The sequence below is a fragment of the Pseudomonas sp. CP-1 genome, assembly GCF_021213715.1.
Classification (GTDB): Bacteria; Pseudomonadota; Gammaproteobacteria; order Pseudomonadales; family Pseudomonadaceae; genus Pseudomonas; species Pseudomonas aeruginosa.
On sequence record NZ_JAJQKY010000009.1, the window covers coordinates 173,672 to 186,950 of the forward strand.

The following is a 13,279-nucleotide window of genomic DNA, read 5'->3' on the forward strand; positions in this document are numbered from 1 at the left end:
TTAGCGGTCGGGCAAACCGCGCTGGCGCAGATGGGCCTGGAGGCGGGCGAGCAAGGTTCCCAGGCGCGGCAGCGGTAGTCCCAGGCGCTGCCCATGCTGGCAGGCGTAGCCGAGCAGATAGCCGATTTCCGTGCGCCGGCCGCGGGTGACGTCCTGATGCATCGAGGAATAGTTGGCCGCGGTGGCGTCGATCACCGCCCGGACATCCTCCAGCAGGCTCCTGGCGGCGGCGTCGTAGCCGCTGGCGTGGAGCAACTGGCCGAGTTCGTCGCAAAGCGCGGCGATCTCTTCCGGGTGCTGCCGCAGGCCGCCGTTGCGGCAATCGTGGAGGACGGTCAGCGGGTTGATCGCGCAGTTCAGGGCCAGCTTGCGCCACAGGCGTTCGAGGATGTCGTCGCTCCAGCTGTGCGGGATCCCGGCCTGGGACAGCTGCGTCAGCCAGGCGGGGGCGCTTGTGTCGCGCGGATCGCCGAGCCAGGTGTGCCCCCGGCCGGCGAAGACCACGCGGAAATCGCCATCGCGGAACGCGCCTTCGGTGCTGGAGGCGAACAGGCAGCGGCTGCGCGGCAGGCGGGCGGCGACCGCCTGCTGGCTGCCCAGGCCGTTCTGCAGCAACAGCAGTTCGGCGTTGCCGGCCAGGCGATGGGCCACGCTGGAGGCGGCTTCCTCCGCGTCGTAGGCCTTGCAGGCCAGCAGCAGGCGCTGGATGGGTTGCCCGCCGTCCGGGGTTTCCGCGGCGATCGGGTAGAGGCTGGCCTGGCCGTCTTCCACCAGGCTCAGTCCGCCGGCCTGTTGGTAGCGGCGCAGGCGCTGGCGGTCGCGCAGGATCAGGCGGACGGGCAGGCCGGCGCGCCCGAGGCGCGCGGCCCAGAGGCTGCCGAGGCTACCGGCGCCGAGGATATGCCAGGTCATGGTGGCTACTGCGAATGGCTGATGATAGAGCGAAGTCTAGCGCAGTGCCGGTAGCCGGCAGGTTGCGATCCTGCCGCTGGCATAGGCATCGGGCAACAGGGCCTCGGTGCGCTGCAGCAGTTCGTCGATGCCCAGCGGCAATGCCCCGCTGTCGAGGCCGAGCATGGCGATGCCGGCTTTCAGGCTGATGAAGCCTTCGCTGGTCTTGAAGGCCTTCAGGTTGAGCCCGTCGTGCAGCCGCTTGAAGCTGCTCGACGAGCATTCGTGCAGGTCCTCCACCAAGGTGATCAGGGCGAAATGCTGCTCGTCCAGGCGCACCAGCACGTCCAGCGGCCGGACCAGCTGTTGCAGGCGCCTGGCCACGCCGAGCAGCAGCTCGCGATGGAAGGCCTCGCCGTGCCGCTGGCGCAGGACCGGTGCCTCGGGCATGCCGACCAGCAGGTAGCACAACGCTCCACCGCGGGTTTCCACCTGGCGCAGGCTGTCGGCCAGCTTCTGTCGCAGGTAGCGGGGATTGCCGAGGCCGGTGAGGGTATCCACCAGGTTGCGTTCTTCCATCCGCGCGATGTTTTCGGTGAGCAGGCGGTTTTCCACCAGCAACCGTTGCAGGGTGTTGCACAGGCGGTCGGCTGCGTAGATGCGTGGCACCAGTTGCTCGTTCATCGCGGCCTTGCTGACGAAGTCGTCGACGCCGCGGTCGAAGGCCTCGCCGAGGACGTTCTCGCCTTCCTTGCCGGTGAGCAGGACGATGTAGGTGTAGTGGTTGATGCTTTCGTCCAGTTGGCGGACCCGGGCGGTCAGTTCCAGGCCGTCCATCTCCGGCATCAGCCAGTCGGCCAGGAGCACGCTGACCGGGCGTTGTTCGAGCTGCTGCAGGGCCTCGCTGGCGCTGCTGGCGAAGCGGATGTCCTGGTAGCCGGCCTGGCTGAGGGCGCGGCCGATCATGGCGCTGGAAAACTTGGCGTCGTCGACGACCAGGATGCTGAGATCGGGGTTGGGCATGAACGGACTCGAGAAGAGGATGGGCGCCGGTACGCTGCCGGCAAGGGCCCGGTTCGTCGCGGGAGGCCGGGTCCCGGCCGCGGTCGCGCGCGCCATCGGGAAGAAATCGTGGGTCTCCGCCACACCGGCGGGCATTCGCTCGCGAGGGCTCGGTTATAATGGGCGGGCATTTTTTACCGTCAAGCCAGGCGCGGTTCCGTCTGTGAACCCTGTCGCGCCGTCCATCTGGAGAGATGACATGCCTTCGTTCGACGTGGTGTCCGAACTGGACAAACACGAGTTGACCAACGCCGTGGACAACGCCATCAAGGAACTGGATCGCCGTTTCGACCTGAAAGGCAAATGCAGTTTCGAAGCCAAGGACAAGTCGGTGACCCTCACCGCCGAAGCCGATTTCATGCTCGAGCAGATGCTCGACATCCTGCGTTCCAACCTGGTCAAGCGCAAGGTCGACAGCCAGTGCATGGAGATCAAGGATGCCTACCCGTCGGGCAAGGTGGTCAAGCAGGAAGTGAACTTCCGCGAGGGCATCGACAAGGACCTGGCGAAGAAGATCGTCGGCCTGATCAAGGAGCGCAAGCTCAAGGTCCAGGCCGCCATCCAGGGCGAGCAGGTGCGCGTCACCGGCAAGAAGCGCGACGATCTGCAGGAGGCCATCGCCCTGCTGCGCGGCGAATCCCTCGGCATGCCGCTGCAGTTCACCAACTTCCGCGATTGACGAGGTTTTTCGGAACCTCTCGCCATCCCGGGCATCGCAATAGGGAGTAGCGCCGCCGCGACCTCTCCCGCGTTGTCCGCCCCTGTCGGCGCAGCGTCGGTTCGTCCGCGCTGCGCCGATTCGTATCCAGGCCCGGGAACGTCGGCCCACGGCGTCCGGGCAGGAATCTGCAAGCCCGTTCCGTTTCCGTTGCGGAAGGGAGGGGTGTTTTTTCGAGAAATGGAGGTAATGCATGGAATTGAACTACGACCGACTGGTGCAGCAGACCGAGTCCTGGCTGCCGATCGTGCTGGAGTACAGCGGCAAGGTCGCCCTGGCGCTGCTGACCCTGGCGATCGGCTGGTGGCTGATCAACACCCTGACCGGCCGGGTCGGCGGCCTGCTCGCCAGGCGCAGCGTCGACCGGACCCTGCAGGGCTTCGTCGGCAGCCTGGTGAGCATCGTCCTGAAGATCCTGCTGGTGGTCAGCGTGGCTTCCATGATCGGCATCCAGACCACCAGCTTCGTCGCCGCCATCGGCGCCGCCGGCCTGGCCATCGGCCTGGCCCTGCAGGGCAGCCTGGCTAACTTCGCTGGCGGCGTGCTGATCCTGCTGTTCCGCCCGTTCAAGGTCGGCGACTGGATCGAGGCGCAGGGCGTGGCCGGTACCGTGGATTCGATCCTGATCTTCCACACCGTGCTGCGTAGCGGCGACAACAAGCGGATCATCGTGCCCAACGGGGCGCTGTCCAACGGAACGGTGACCAACTACTCCGCCGAGCCGCTGCGCAAGGTGATCTTCGACGTCGGCATCGACTACGACGCCGACCTGAAGAATGCGCAGAACATTCTCCTGGCCATGGCCGACGACCCGCGGGTTCTGAAGGACCCGGCACCGGTGGCGGTGGTTTCCAATCTCGGCGAAAGCGCGATTACCCTGTCCCTGCGGGTCTGGGTGAAGAACGCCGACTACTGGGACGTGATGTTCATGTTCAACGAAAAGGCCCGCGACGCGCTGGGCAAGGAAGGTATCGGCATTCCCTTCCCGCAGCGGGTGGTCAAGGTTGTGCAGGGCGCGATGGCCGACTGAGGCCCGCACGATCCACGAAAAAGGCCGGCGAATGCCGGCCTTTTTCATTCTTGCCTCAGTGCTGCTCGGCGTTCTGGTGGCCCGGCGCCGGCGTCTCGCTGGACGGCGCGCGGCGCAGCCACAACCAGCCGATCAGCAGCAGGGTGGGAATGCCCATCACCGCGGTGACGTAGAAGAAGTGCTCGTAGCCGAGGCTCTCGACCATGGTTCCGGAGTAGCCGCCGATGAAGCGCGGCAGCAGGAGCATGGTCGAGCTGAGCATGGCGTACTGGGTGGCGGAGAACTTCAGGTTGGTCAGGCTCGACAGGTAGGCGACGAAGGCCGAGGCGGCGAGGCCGCCGCTGAAGTTGTCGAGGGTGATGGTCATCACCAGCATCAGCACGTGCGGCTCGAGCGCCATCACCAGGCTGATCACGTCATGGCTGGGCAGGGCCTCGGCGTGCAGCGGGCCGAGCTGGGCGAGCATGGCGAACAGCAGGTTGGTGGCAGCCGAAGCGGCACCGCCGATGAACAGGATGGAGAGGATGCTGAAGCGGGCGATCAGCACCCCGCCGGCGGCGGCGCCGATCAGGGTCATGAGTACGCCGAAGACCTTGCTGACACTGGCGATGACTTCCTTGGAGAAGCCCATGTCGATGTAGAAGACCCCGGCCATCACCCCCATCACCGTGTCCGACAGGCGATAGGTGGAGATCAGGCCGAGCAGCAGCAGGGCCTGCCAGCGATAGCGCTGGACGAACTCGGTGATCGGCGTCAGCACCGGGGCCATCAGCAGGCGTCCGGGTGCCGACAGGCAGGACGCGGCGATCAGCAGGAACAGCGTGCCGCGCGGCCAGGCACCGGAGTAGTAGGCGCGGCACATGGCGGTGACGGTGACGAGGAGGATGATCAGCACCATCACCGAGACCGCCTGGTGGACGAAATCGAACAGCGGCACTTCCTTGCCGCGCGCCGCCACCAGCAGCGGCCTGCGCACGGTGGCGAGCAGTTCGCGGACCGGGCGGATCTGCTGGCGTCCCCACGGCGACAGGCAGATCCCCATGAGCAGCGCGTAGAGGCCGGCGCGCGGCCAGGCGCGGTCGAGGAGGGCGGTGATCATCGCCGGCAGCGAGATCAGCAGGATCAGCAGCAGGAGCACCGAGAGCAGTTGGTGGTTGAAGTCGAAACGCGACGGGTTGACGTGGATCGGCACGTCCACCGCCGGCTCGCGGATCAGCAGGCTGGTGACCAGCCCGGGCAGGATCAGCAGGGCGAACAACGCATAGGTCAGGCCCCAGGCCGACTGGCTGTAGTTGAGGCTGGTGGAGCCGAACCATTCGGCGAGAATCAGCGCGCCGGCGCTGGCCAGCAGGATTGCCGCGCGGTAGCCGGTCATGTAGCAGGCAGCGAGGGCGGCCTGGCGGCTATCCTCGGCGATTTCCAGGCGGTAGGCGTCGATCGCGATGTCCTGGGTGGCGGAGGCGAACGCCACCAGCAGGGCCAGGCCGATCAGCCAGGGCAGGTGGCTCTGCGGATTGCACAGGGCCATGCCGAGCAGTCCCAGGGCGATCAGCACCTGCGAGAACACCAGCCAGGAACGGCGCCGGCCGAGACGGCCGACGAAGGGCAGGCGCCACTGGTCGAGCATCGGCGACCAGACCCACTTGAAGGCGTACACCAGCCCCAGCCAACTGGCGAAACCGATGGTATCCCGCGCCACGCCGGCTTCGCGCAGCCACACCGACAGGGTGTTGAACACCAGCATGGTCGGCAGGCCGGCGGCGAAGCCGAGCAGCAGGAGGGCCAGGCTGGCGGGAGACTTGTAGGCGACCAGGGCCTCTCGCCAGGATTGCTGAGTCATGGGGTAACCGTTCCGCAAAAAATAACGCGCACTCTAACCGCTCTACTTCGCTGTAAGCCAGCCATGCCGACGTATGTCCACCCTGTCGTTGTGCAGGAGAACGCCTTCCTCGCGCAAGCGTGCGCGCTGTTCGCGACCGCCGGGACTGTCCGCCGGCAGACTGATGCGACCGCCGGCGCCGAGAACCCGATGCCAGGGCAGGCGGGTATCCACCGGCAACTGGCTGAGCGTCCTGCCGACCCAGCGGGCGGCGCGGCCTAGGCCGGCCAGTTCGGCCAGTTGCCCGTAGCTGACCACCTGCCCCGGCGGCACCTGCGCCAGCACCAGGTACAGGGCCTCGCGGCGCGCCTGGGCACTTGCCGGGTCGCTGCCGGCCCAGGCATGCTCATCGGTTTTCCCTTTCCTGTCCGCCTTGTGAACGCCCATGTCGCTCAGAGCCCTCTGTTCAATCGTCGTGATGCTCCTGGCCGGCCCCGCGCTGGCCGACACCGTATGGCTGGACAACGGCGACCGCCTGTCCGGCGAGATCGTGCTGATGGACGGCGGCAAGCTGGCGCTGAAGACCCGTTATGCCGGCCAGGTGCTGATCGATTGGAAGGATATCGACACCATCAGTTCCGACAAACCCCTGCTGATCAAGCAGCAGGGCGTATCCGGGCAGCGTAGCCGAACCCTGGAGGCGGCGGGCAAGGGCATGGTGCGGATCGTCGATGGCGGCAGCCATACCGTCCCGCTGGCCAGTATTCGCCAGATGGTGCCGCCGCGACCGCTGGTGGAGGACCTGGTCTGGGAGGGCAATCTCGACGTCAAGCTGGATAGCAAGCGCAACGACAGCGACAAGGACGAATGGAAGCTCAAGGGTGATACCCGGCTTCGCCACGGTGCCTGGCGCCACGTGCTGGCGGGGGAAGTGGAGCGGGAAAAGAAGGACGGGCGCAAGGTCGAGGACAACTGGGAGCTGGACTACGACCTCGATCGCTTCTTCGACGAACACTGGTTCTGGCGCGGCAGCTATTCGCAGAAGCACGATGCGATCGACAACCTGGAGCGCCAGAGCGCGCTGGGAACCGGCCCCGGCTACCAGTTCTGGGACGACGAACTCGGGCGTTTCGACCTGGTCGCCGAGATCAGTCGCTGGCAACTGGAGTGGCGCGATCAGCCGCGCGAGGATTTCACCTCCTATTCGCTGGAGTGGGACTACAAGCGGCTGCTCGCCGGCACCCGGCTGGAGCTGTACAGCAAGGGAACCGTGCTGGTTCCCGGCATCGAGCGGATCGACTACCTGCTCGACAGCGAATACGGCCTGCGCTATCGCCTGAACAGTTGGGCGCGTCTTTCGTTCCTCTATGAACTGGACCAGTTGCGCACCGAGGGGGGCACCCAGTCCGACCGGCACTACCTGATCGGGGTCGGCGTCGGCTGGTGACGCGGCTCACCTTTCGGTCGATCCGGCTGAACTTTACCGCCCGTGCCCCGGTCCTTGCTCTGCCGCCCGGCATTTGGATAATGCCGGCCTCTTCGAACCCAACTCAGTTGATTTGTGCTCATGTTGTCGAGAATCCTGCTGTGCCTCGCTGCCCTTGCAAGTTCCACCTCAGCCCTTGCCGATACGGTCTGGATGAAGAACGGTGACCGCCTTACCGGCAAGATCACCCTGTTCGACGGCGGCAAGCTGCTGCTGAAGACCGACTATGGCGGCGACATCACGCTCAAGTGGGACAAGATCTCCACCTTCGAGAGCGAGCAGAACCTGCTGGTCAAGCAGGATGCCGAGACCGGCGAGCATTCCAAGGGCATCAGGGCCGCCGGGCCGGGCCAGGTGACCCTGGTCAATGGCGAGCCGAAGACCGTGGAGCTGGCCAGCATCCAGCAGATGATGCCACCCAAGCCGATCCTCCAGGACTGGGTATGGAACGGCAACGTCGATTTCTCGCTGGACCGCAAGCAGGCCGAGAACGATGTGTCCGACTACGACATCGATTTCAAGACCAACGCCCGCCACGGACTCTGGCGCCACAACGTGCAGGGCGAGTACAACCGCGAGAAGAAGAACGGCCTGGTCAGCACCGACAATTATTCCGGCCAGTACGCGCTGGACCGCTTCATCGACGACCACTGGTTCTGGCAGGGCCAGGTCGCCTACAAGCGCGACATGATCGAGGACCTGGCGAAGAAGCGTACCGTCGGTACCGGCCCTGGCTACCAGTTCTGGGACAACGAGCTGGGCGCGTTCTCCATTGCCACCCTGGTCAACCGCAACGACTACGAGTTCGCCGACGGCGAGAAGGAACACTTCTATTCGTCGAGCTTCAAGTGGGACTACAACCGCTACCTGCTGGCCAAGCAGTTCGAGCTGTTCACCAACGGCGAGGTCAGCAAGCCGCTGCAATCCGGCCTGGACTACGAGCTGCAGACCGAGGCGGGGATCCGCTACAAGCTGACCAGTTGGGCTTCGCTGAGCATGAAGGCGGAATGGGACAAGTTCAGCGGCAACGACGGCAACGTCAACCAGCGCCGCTATACCTTCGGCCTCGGGGTCGGCTGGTAAGCCGGCCTGCACGAAAAAGCCCCGCGATAGCGGGGCTTTTTCCTTGCCGGGCCGGGGCCTACAGGCGCAGGCCGCCGTCCAGTTCGAGAACGCGGCCGGTGTAGTAGTCGTTCTCGAAGATGTAGGCCACCGAGTGGGCGATCTCCACCGGCTTGCCCATGCGCTTCAGAGGGATGCCGGCGGTCATCTTCTCCAGCGCCTCGGGTTTCATCCCGGCGGTCATCTCGGTCTCGATGAAGCCCGGCGCCACGCCGGCCACGCGGATGCCGTAGCGCGCCAGTTCCTTCGCCCAGACCACGGTATCCGCGGCGACCCCGGCCTTGGCTGCCGAGTAGTTGGCCTGGCCCATGTTGCCGGCGCGGGAGATCGAGGAAATGTTGACGATCGCGCCTTCGTTCTTCAGCTCGATCATCTTCGCCGCCACTTCGCGGGTGCAAAGGAACACACCGGTGAGGTTGACGTCGATCACCGATTGCCATTGGGCCAGGCTCATCTTGCTCAACTGGCCGTCCTTGACCTTGATGGTCAGGCCGTCGCGGAGGATGCCGGCGTTGTTGACCAGGCCGTTGATCGCGCCGAAGTCGCTGGCGACCTGGGCCACCATGTGGGTAACCTGTTCCTCGTCCGCCACGTTGCACACGTAGGCGCGAGCGTCGCCGCCGGCGGCCTTGCAGGCAGCGACGGCTTCGTCGAGACGTTCGCGGTTGAGATCGACCAGGGCCAGCCTGGCGCCCTTGCCGGCGAGATATTCGCCCATTGCCCGACCGAGCCCCTGGCAGCCGCCGGTGATGATGATGACCTTGTCTTTCAATTGCATTGCTTGGAACCCCACGAGCAGTTTCTGGAAGCGGACCTTGCCGGCACCTGCGAACGTACTTTGATATGCCCGTCCGTTTACGACGGATTCTATGCAAGGAGTCATAAATTGAGCGTTGAAGCTGCAAAGAATGCCCGAGAATTGCTGCTCAAGGAATACCGTGCGGTCCTTTCCACCCACTCGAAGAAATGGCCGGGCTTTCCCTTCGGCTCGGTGGTTCCCTATTGCCTGGATGCCGAAGGCCGGCCGCTGATCCTGATCAGCCGGATCGCCCAGCACACCCACAACCTGCAGGCGGACCCGCGCTGCTCGATGCTGGTAGGCGAGCGCGGCGCCGAGGATATCCAGGCTGTCGGCCGCCTCACCCTGCTGGCCGAGGCGCGGCAATTGGCGGAGGAGGAGGTCGCCGCGGCGGCCGAGCGCTATTACCGCTATTTCCCCGAGTCCGCCGACTACCATCGGGTCCACGATTTCGATTTCTGGGTGCTGCAGCCGGTCCAGTGGCGTTTCATCGGCGGTTTCGGCGCGATCCACTGGCTGGCCGCCGAGCGCGTGCCGCTGGCCAATCCGTTCGCCGGAGAAGCCGAGCGCGGCATGGTCGAGCACATGAACAACGACCACGCCGCCGCCATCGCCCACTATGTGGAACTGGCCGGACTGCCGGCGCATGCCGCGGCGCAGCTGGCGGGAATTGATACAGAAGGTTTCCACCTGCGCATCGGCCAGGGCCTGCACTGGCTGCCGTTCCCCGCCGCCTGCGGCAACCCCGGGGCCGTGCGCCAGGCGCTGGTGCAACTGGCCAGGGCCGAGCGCTGGCCGACCGTCGAGCCGGAGCAGGGTTGAATTCTTCCCCGGCTGGCGCCAACTACTGGTGGTACCGGGGGCAAACGGGCCCCGCCAAGGACTCTGAAATGCGCGCTTTCCTCTTTCTGCTGTTGCTCTTCCCGCTGGTCGAGCTGGCCGTCCTGATCAAGGTCGGCAGTGTCATCGGGGTCGGCTGGACCCTGTTCCTGATCGTCGCCAGCGCCTTCATCGGTGCCGCATTGTTGCGCGTGGCCGGTGTGGCCACCGCCTGGCGCGCCCGCGAACGACTGGCCCGTGGCGAACTGCCGGAGCAGGAAATGCTCGAAGGCCTGTTGATCGCCGTCGGCGGCGGCCTGCTGATGCTGCCGGGTTTCATCAGCGACATCTTCGGCATCCTCTGCCTGATTCCTTTCACCCGTCGCCTGATGCTCGGCGGCCTGCGCCGCCGCGTCGAACAGCAGGCGCTGCGCCGGCGCGCCTTCGCCGACGACCTGAACGCCCGCTACGGACAGGGTCCGTCGCGGCCGAACGTCATCGAGGGCGAGTACGAGCGCCGCGACGATTCGCGCAACTGAAAAAAATTTTCACTGCATGCCCTTGAAATGGCTTGTGGCGACCTTATGTAACGGTCACCGCAAGGTCCCTGCCACAAGGGCAGGCTGTCTTACGCGGCTCGCGCGTCGAGTCGCAACCCGGCAACGCCGGCTTCAACAAAACCCGCCGGACTTCGATCCGGCCGTTGGAAACCACTGTTTGGGAGAGTTACGACTATGAAGCTTCGTCCTCTGCATGATCGCGTCGTTATCCGTCGCAGCGAGGAAGAGACCAAGACCGCAGGCGGCATCGTGCTGCCGGGTTCCGCCGCCGAGAAGCCGAACCGCGGTGAAGTGGTAGCCGTAGGTACCGGTCGTGTACTGGACAACGGCGAAGTGCGCGCTCTGGCAGTGAAGGTGGGCGACAAGGTGGTCTTCGGGCCTTACTCCGGCAGCAACGCCATCAAGGTCGATGGCGAGGAACTGCTGGTGATGGGCGAGTCCGAAATCCTCGCCGTCCTGGAAGACTGATCGGTCTCACCACTCCGTTTTCACCGAATTCGATTTAGAGGAAAGAGAACATGGCTGCCAAAGAAGTTAAGTTCGGCGATTCCGCTCGCAAGAAAATGCTGGTCGGCGTGAACGTGCTGGCCGATGCCGTCAAGGCCACCCTCGGCCCGAAAGGCCGCAACGTGGTTCTGGACAAGTCCTTCGGCGCTCCGACCATCACCAAGGATGGCGTTTCCGTCGCCAAGGAAATCGAGCTGAAAGACAAGTTCGAGAACATGGGCGCGCAACTGGTGAAAGACGTTGCCTCCAAGGCCAACGATGCTGCCGGTGACGGCACCACCACCGCGACCGTCCTGGCCCAGGCCATCGTCAACGAAGGCCTGAAGGCCGTTGCCGCCGGCATGAACCCGATGGACCTGAAGCGTGGCATCGACAAGGCCACCGTGGCCATCGTCGCCCAGCTGAAAGAGCTGGCCAAGCCCTGCGCCGACACCAAGGCCATCGCCCAGGTAGGCACCATCTCCGCCAACTCCGACGAGTCCATCGGCCAGATCATTGCCGAAGCCATGGAAAAAGTCGGTAAAGAAGGCGTGATCACCGTCGAGGAAGGCTCGGGCCTGGAAAACGAACTGTCCGTCGTCGAAGGCATGCAGTTCGATCGCGGCTACCTGTCCCCCTACTTCGTGAACAAGCCGGACACCATGGCTGCCGAGCTGGATAGCCCGCTGCTGCTGCTGGTCGACAAGAAGATCTCCAACATCCGCGAAATGCTGCCGGTGCTGGAAGCCGTCGCCAAGGCCGGCCGTCCGCTGCTGATCGTCGCCGAGGACGTCGAGGGCGAAGCCCTGGCCACCCTGGTGGTGAACAACATGCGTGGCATCGTCAAGGTCGCGGCTGTCAAGGCTCCGGGCTTCGGCGATCGCCGCAAGGCCATGCTGCAGGACATCGCCATCCTCACCGGCGGTACCGTGATCAGCGAAGAAGTCGGCCTGAGCCTGGAAGGCGCTACCCTGGAGCACCTGGGCAACGCCAAGCGCGTCGTGATCAACAAGGAAAACACCACCATCATCGATGGCGCCGGTGTGCAGGCTGATATCGAAGCCCGCGTCCTGCAGATCCGCAAGCAGATCGAGGAAACCACTTCCGACTACGACCGCGAGAAGCTGCAAGAGCGCCTGGCCAAGCTGGCCGGCGGTGTTGCCGTGATCAAGGTAGGCGCTGCCACCGAAGTCGAGATGAAAGAGAAGAAAGCCCGCGTCGAAGACGCCCTGCACGCTACCCGTGCAGCGGTGGAAGAGGGCGTGGTTCCCGGCGGCGGCGTAGCCCTGGTTCGTGCCCTGCAAGCCATCGAAGGCCTGAAGGGTGACAACGAGGAGCAGAACGTCGGTATCGCCCTGCTGCGTCGCGCCGTCGAATCGCCGCTGCGCCAGATCGTGGCCAACGCCGGCGACGAGCCGAGCGTAGTGGTCGACAAGGTCAAGCAGGGTTCCGGCAACTACGGCTTCAACGCTGCTACCGGCGTGTACGGCGACATGATCGAGATGGGCATCCTGGACCCGGCCAAGGTCACTCGTTCCGCTCTGCAGGCTGCGGCCTCCATCGGCGGTCTGATGATCACCACCGAAGCCATGGTTGCCGAGATCGTGGAAGACAAGCCGGCCATGGGCGGCATGCCTGACATGGGCGGCATGGGCGGCATGGGCGGCATGATGTAAGCCGACCGGCCCCTGTGGTTGGAAAAGCCCCGCTTCGGCGGGGCTTTTTTATTCCTCAGTGCGGGCAGTCCTGGCGGTAGCCCGGCAGCTCCCTTGCCGCCGGTTCGCAGGCCAGGCGCAGTGCCTGCTTCAGGTCGTCGGGCAGAGTGGCGCGGCTGATCGGCCGCCAGTGCATGCGTTCGCCGAAATAGCGCGCCCAGTGGAATTCGATGAAATAGCTCTGCCGATCCTTGTCGAAGGCGTTCTCGTCCTCGGCGTAGCCGGCCAGGGCGCGGTAGGGATCGTCGCCAAGCCCGGCGAGAGCGTCCGGCAGGGCCTCGGGCGGGATCTCCGCGCCACGCGCATCGTGCAGCCAGACCCAGTGGTTTTCCTGCATCTTCTCCCAGAAGTCGCTGGCCTGGGGTAGCCGGCCGATCACCTTCACCGGCACGCCCTGTTTCGGGTCCAGGCGCCAGAGCGCGCTACTCAGGTGATGGCGATCGGTGAGGTAGAAGCGGCCGCCGGGGCCGATCACCACCGGAATCTCCTTCTTGCGCAAGTAGCGCTCGAGAGCCTTGGGCTTCTTCCCGGCGAGCTTGGCCTGGTCATCCTCGACCTGCAGCAGGCCGACATTCTGCTGGGTCGGGTGGAGAGCCGCGAGCGGCAGCTCGCACCAGCTACCGACAGAGGTTTGCGGCGAGCAATCCTCGGCCTGGGCGGTGGCGGACAGGAACAGGCAGCAAAGCAGCAGGGCTGGGCGCATGGGGGACTCCGGCGAAGGAAGGGGAAAGGTTCCCTAGACTGGCACGCTTCGGGCGATCCGGCGTACTCC

Annotated in this window: 14 protein-coding genes; 8 read left to right on the forward strand and 6 right to left on the reverse strand. The window is 65.2% G+C overall.

Annotated elements, in window-relative coordinates; genetic code table 11:
• Complete coding sequence (locus LT948_RS19155) at positions 1–912, reverse strand: putative 2-dehydropantoate 2-reductase (RefSeq protein WP_023092847.1); 912 nt, start codon at positions 910–912, stop codon at positions 1–3.
• A gap of 36 nt (positions 913–948) precedes the next feature.
• Positions 949–2,049, reverse strand: a complete 1,101-nt coding sequence (locus LT948_RS19160) for a GGDEF domain-containing response regulator (protein ID WP_073657113.1) — start codon at positions 2,047–2,049, stop codon at positions 949–951.
• Between the two features lie 103 nt (positions 2,050–2,152).
• Between LT948_RS19160 and LT948_RS19165 the strand changes: the two genes are divergently transcribed.
• Both LT948_RS19165 and LT948_RS19170 read left to right on the forward strand, forming a co-directional pair.
• A complete protein-coding gene (locus tag LT948_RS19165) occupies positions 2,153–2,632 on the forward strand; it encodes a YajQ family cyclic di-GMP-binding protein (protein ID WP_003094081.1) in 480 nt (159 codons plus the stop codon).
• Positions 2,633–2,864: 232 nt separating this feature from the next.
• A complete protein-coding gene (locus LT948_RS19170; protein WP_003094078.1) occupies positions 2,865–3,701 on the forward strand; it encodes a mechanosensitive ion channel family protein in 837 nt (278 codons plus the stop codon).
• Positions 3,702–3,756: 55 nt separating this feature from the next.
• Here the strand turns inward: LT948_RS19170 and ampG are convergent, their stop codons facing one another.
• Entirely contained in the window at positions 3,757–5,541 is a 1,785-nt protein-coding gene (ampG, locus tag LT948_RS19175) for an MFS transporter AmpG (RefSeq protein WP_003094076.1), read from the reverse strand.
• A gap of 42 nt (positions 5,542–5,583) precedes the next feature.
• Positions 5,584–5,967, reverse strand: a complete 384-nt coding sequence (locus LT948_RS19180) for an MGMT family protein (protein ID WP_003112757.1) — start codon at positions 5,965–5,967, stop codon at positions 5,584–5,586.
• Between LT948_RS19180 and LT948_RS19185 the strand changes: the two genes are divergently transcribed.
• Both LT948_RS19185 and LT948_RS19190 read left to right on the forward strand, forming a co-directional pair.
• Complete coding sequence (locus tag LT948_RS19185; RefSeq protein ID WP_003120893.1) at positions 5,966–6,967, forward strand: DUF481 domain-containing protein; 1,002 nt, start codon at positions 5,966–5,968, stop codon at positions 6,965–6,967. The two genes, LT948_RS19180 and LT948_RS19185, sit on opposite strands and share 2 nt — an antisense overlap.
• Before the next feature lie 114 nt (positions 6,968–7,081).
• Positions 7,082–8,089: a DUF481 domain-containing protein gene (locus LT948_RS19190; protein ID WP_003134709.1), complete on the forward strand. Its 1,008-nt coding sequence runs from the start codon at positions 7,082–7,084 to the stop codon at positions 8,087–8,089.
• Positions 8,090–8,147: 58 nt separating this feature from the next.
• On the opposite strand, the gene LT948_RS19195 is transcribed toward LT948_RS19190, so the two are convergent.
• A complete protein-coding gene (locus LT948_RS19195) occupies positions 8,148–8,906 on the reverse strand; it encodes an SDR family oxidoreductase (protein WP_003094072.1) in 759 nt (252 codons plus the stop codon).
• Positions 8,907–9,014: 108 nt separating this feature from the next.
• Here LT948_RS19195 and LT948_RS19200 point away from each other — a divergent pair, with 108 nt between their 5' ends.
• The 4 genes from LT948_RS19200 (at position 9,015) to groL (ending at position 12,468) form a co-directional block, all read left to right on the forward strand.
• Complete coding sequence (locus tag LT948_RS19200) at positions 9,015–9,749, forward strand: HugZ family pyridoxamine 5'-phosphate oxidase (RefSeq protein WP_003094069.1); 735 nt, start codon at positions 9,015–9,017, stop codon at positions 9,747–9,749.
• 68 nt (positions 9,750–9,817) lie between these two features.
• Positions 9,818–10,285: an FxsA family protein gene (locus tag LT948_RS19205; RefSeq protein WP_003094066.1), complete on the forward strand. Its 468-nt coding sequence runs from the start codon at positions 9,818–9,820 to the stop codon at positions 10,283–10,285.
• Between the two features lie 195 nt (positions 10,286–10,480).
• Positions 10,481–10,774: a co-chaperone GroES gene (locus tag LT948_RS19210; protein ID WP_003094064.1), complete on the forward strand. Its 294-nt coding sequence runs from the start codon at positions 10,481–10,483 to the stop codon at positions 10,772–10,774.
• Positions 10,775–10,824: 50 nt separating this feature from the next.
• Positions 10,825–12,468 (forward strand): chaperonin GroEL, encoded by a 1,644-nt coding sequence (groL, locus tag LT948_RS19215; protein ID WP_003094059.1) that lies wholly within the window; start codon positions 10,825–10,827, stop codon positions 12,466–12,468.
• A 55-nt stretch (positions 12,469–12,523) separates the two neighbouring features.
• Here the strand turns inward: groL and LT948_RS19220 are convergent, their stop codons facing one another.
• Positions 12,524–13,210 carry a ParB-like protein gene (locus LT948_RS19220; RefSeq protein ID WP_023092845.1) on the reverse strand — a complete coding sequence of 229 codons (687 nt, stop codon included), beginning with the start codon at positions 13,208–13,210 and terminating at the stop codon, positions 12,524–12,526.
• Positions 13,211–13,279 lie beyond the last annotated feature (69 nt).

Excerpts from the sequence above, each read along its gene's own strand:
- LT948_RS19165 (WP_003094081.1), top strand. The coding sequence starts at position 2,153 with ATGCCTTCGTTCGACGTGGTGTCCGAACTGGACAAACACGAGTTGACC.
- LT948_RS19210 (WP_003094064.1), top strand. The coding sequence starts at position 10,481 with ATGAAGCTTCGTCCTCTGCATGATCGCGTCGTTATCCGTCGCAGCGAG.
- LT948_RS19205 (WP_003094066.1), top strand. The coding sequence starts at position 9,818 with ATGCGCGCTTTCCTCTTTCTGCTGTTGCTCTTCCCGCTGGTCGAGCTG.
- LT948_RS19195 (WP_003094072.1), bottom strand. The coding sequence starts at position 8,906 with ATGCAATTGAAAGACAAGGTCATCATCATCACCGGCGGCTGCCAGGGG.
- LT948_RS19170 (WP_003094078.1), top strand. The coding sequence starts at position 2,865 with ATGGAATTGAACTACGACCGACTGGTGCAGCAGACCGAGTCCTGGCTG.
- LT948_RS19185 (WP_003120893.1), top strand. The coding sequence starts at position 5,966 with ATGTCGCTCAGAGCCCTCTGTTCAATCGTCGTGATGCTCCTGGCCGGC.
- groL (WP_003094059.1), top strand. The coding sequence starts at position 10,825 with ATGGCTGCCAAAGAAGTTAAGTTCGGCGATTCCGCTCGCAAGAAAATG.
- LT948_RS19180 (WP_003112757.1), bottom strand. The coding sequence starts at position 5,967 with ATGGGCGTTCACAAGGCGGACAGGAAAGGGAAAACCGATGAGCATGCC.
- ampG (WP_003094076.1), bottom strand. The coding sequence starts at position 5,541 with ATGACTCAGCAATCCTGGCGAGAGGCCCTGGTCGCCTACAAGTCTCCC.
- LT948_RS19155 (WP_023092847.1), bottom strand. The coding sequence starts at position 912 with ATGACCTGGCATATCCTCGGCGCCGGTAGCCTCGGCAGCCTCTGGGCC.
- LT948_RS19220 (WP_023092845.1), bottom strand. The coding sequence starts at position 13,210 with ATGCGCCCAGCCCTGCTGCTTTGCTGCCTGTTCCTGTCCGCCACCGCC.
- LT948_RS19160 (WP_073657113.1), bottom strand. The coding sequence starts at position 2,049 with ATGCCCGCCGGTGTGGCGGAGACCCACGATTTCTTCCCGATGGCGCGC.